At 60.3% G+C, this 2,516-nt stretch carries 2 protein-coding genes; one reads left to right on the top strand and one right to left on the bottom strand.

The window, feature by feature from the left end; translation table 11 throughout:
- Window positions 1-287 precede the first annotated feature (287 nt).
- Window positions 288-833, top strand: coding sequence for a GDSL-type esterase/lipase family protein (locus QZZ60_RS11185; RefSeq protein ID WP_295641423.1), 546 nt, complete (start codon window positions 288-290; stop codon window positions 831-833).
- 51 nt (window positions 834-884) lie between these two features.
- On the opposite strand, the gene QZZ60_RS11180 is transcribed toward QZZ60_RS11185, so the two are convergent.
- Window positions 885-2,135: an MFS transporter gene (locus QZZ60_RS11180; RefSeq protein WP_295641422.1), complete on the bottom strand. Its 1,251-nt coding sequence runs from the start codon at window positions 2,133-2,135 to the stop codon at window positions 885-887.
- Window positions 2,136-2,516 lie beyond the last annotated feature (381 nt).

Below are 2,516 nucleotides of genomic sequence, written 5' to 3'. Positions count from 1 at the left end.
AATTCTGGAAAACGGGAACCACGCCACTCGCCGCCCCCCGGTCTCTAAGAACCGTCGTCACATTCTCCCCGGAGCCAGCCGGAGGGCAAATCCCCCTGATCCATGCATTTGCCCGGAAATCACCTGAATCCGGCACTCCCAAGTAAACTGCCTGAGTTTTTTTCAGACGGACGACCGTACACGCAGCTGCCTTGCGGACATTCAAAAAACGCTCCATCATGATCCCCGACCCGCGGCGGCAGGGCATCGCATCCCCCGCGCATCATCCGGGCACACAAGGAGCAGTCATGACCATCCTCTGCATAGGCGACAGTCTTACCTACGGTTACGGCGTCAGGCGCGCGGAAACCTGGTGCGCCCTGGCCTCGAATCTTACGGGGCATGAGTTCATAAACCGGGGCGTCAACGGCGCGACCACCGGTGAAATGGCGGAACAGGAGCTTTTCGGCGACGAACTCTTCGTCATGGGCGGGCTGAACAATCTCTTCATGGGCATGGGCGTTGCCGTGCCTCTTGCCGACATACGCGGAATATGCCGCCGTGCCTCAGACATGGGAATCCGCCCCACGGTGGGAATCCCCATGCAGATTTCTCAAGAGGTTTCGGAAGGCTGGTGCGAGGGCCCCGTGGACATGGACCTCGTGCGCTCCGCCTATGCGGACTTTGCCCGCGCGCTTCTATTCCAGTGCCTGGAGGACGGCACGGACTTCATCGACTTTCGCCCGGTCGTCGGCCCGGAGCACCTGTCCTTCGACGGCATTCATCTGAACAGACGCGGTCATGAACGCATGGCACAGGCCGTGGCCGACCACTGGAACGCAAGGCGGAACTGAGCACCGCATGACGGGAACTTGTTTTGAAGCTTCGTTGTCCACCGAGCCGCACTATTTTTCCAGTGCCCCGCGCGTCGGCTTCAGCGCTCCGGCGAAGGCGGGCAGGAACCGGGTTGCGGCGATGAATATGACAAGTCCCAGGCAAGGCGCGGCGGCAAGAGTCAGAAAGGCGGCGCTGTAGCTCACATGATGGGCGAAGAGTCCGCCGTACGTGTTGCTGAGCGAGGCTCCTACGCCCTGAATGGTGAGAACGAGCCCGAGTCCCATGTTGACGTGACCGCTCCCCTTGAGGATTCGGGCCACGAGGCCGGGCGTGGCCACGCCGAGAAGCCCCGCCCCTACGCCGTCCAGCATCTGCACGGGAATGATGTTCCACGGGCTTTCCCACAGACCCGCTATGCATCCGCGCACGGGAAGCGCCAGCAACGCCAGCAGAAAAAGACGTCCGTACCCCTTGTTCTGCGCCACCTTCGCTCCCCACAGAGCCACGACTATCATGGTGGCCTGCGCCAGCACGACGGTGCCTGCGGTATAGGCCGCGCCGTTGACGCTGAATCGCGCCACGGCGGACTGTCCGAGAAGAGGCAGGAGCGCGGCATTGCCGAGATGGAAGAAAAACAGCGTCAGCGCCACGGCAAGCAACGCCCTGTCATAAAAAAGCAGACGGAAGTTCCGCACAGGCCGTTCCCGACCGCCCTCTTCCGCAGGCTCAAGACCTCGTGCCACGGCATAGTCGATGTGTGAAGGATTGATGCTGGCAAGACTGAACACGGCCAGAACTCCCATGACGGTCATGACGAAGAACACGCCCGGAATCCCGAAGAAATATCCGACGACCCCGCCCATGACCGCAGTGGAGGCATTCCCCGCATGGCTCCATGCCTCGTTGACGCCGAGCCTTGCGGCAAGCCCCTTCTGCCCCACCATGCCGAGCGTTATGCCGGTAAGCGATGGCGCAATGGCCGCCGCGGCCACGCTCTGCAGAATGCGCGAAAAGCCCGCTGCAAGCGCACCGTTCCACAGAAAAATGAGACCGCATCCGACAACGATGAGACAAACGCTTGAGGCGATCATCCTGCGCTTGTGCCTCGTGTGGTCGGCAAGCGCGCCGAGCGGCGTAATGCAGAAAAGTTCGGCAAGTCCGCCGACCGTCATGACGAAGCCTATTTCATCGGGAGTCCAGCCCTGCGACTGAAGATACACACCAAGAAACGGTCCCAGCCCGTCGCGCACATCGGCAAGAGCAAAGCAAAGCAGGGAAAGAAACAGCAGAGAATGACGTCTGGAAGCGTCCTCGTCCATCAGAACCCTCTATCAACAGAAAATTTCAGCAAACTTCATATTTTATCGGCAGATGACCAAAAGTCAATGTCGACAGCCCTCCCCGTCCTTCCCGGCACGACCATGGCGTCCGTGCTTCTTCCCGAGCCCTGCCTTCCAGAACATCCTCATCGACAACACGTCATTGCGGGAAAGCAGAGCTCTCCGCTCCTGCCATCCCCCAGTCACCACATCCCCGGAGAAGGCAAAGCTGTCGTTGCAGACTGGGAACACGCACGGCGAAGGCTTCTTACGGCAGACATGCACCACAAAAAACACTCTTCTCTGACGCAGAAGGTGCGCCCCATAGTCAGGACCGCCCCTTCAAGGGGCGGTTTGATTTGACCCTATAAGGGTCTGTTA

This window comes from uncultured Mailhella sp. (assembly GCF_905187505.1).
GTDB lineage: Bacteria > Desulfobacterota > Desulfovibrionia > Desulfovibrionales > Desulfovibrionaceae > Mailhella.
The sequence above is the reverse complement of the archived record's forward strand: the minus strand, read 5'-3'. Positions and strand labels throughout refer to the sequence as shown.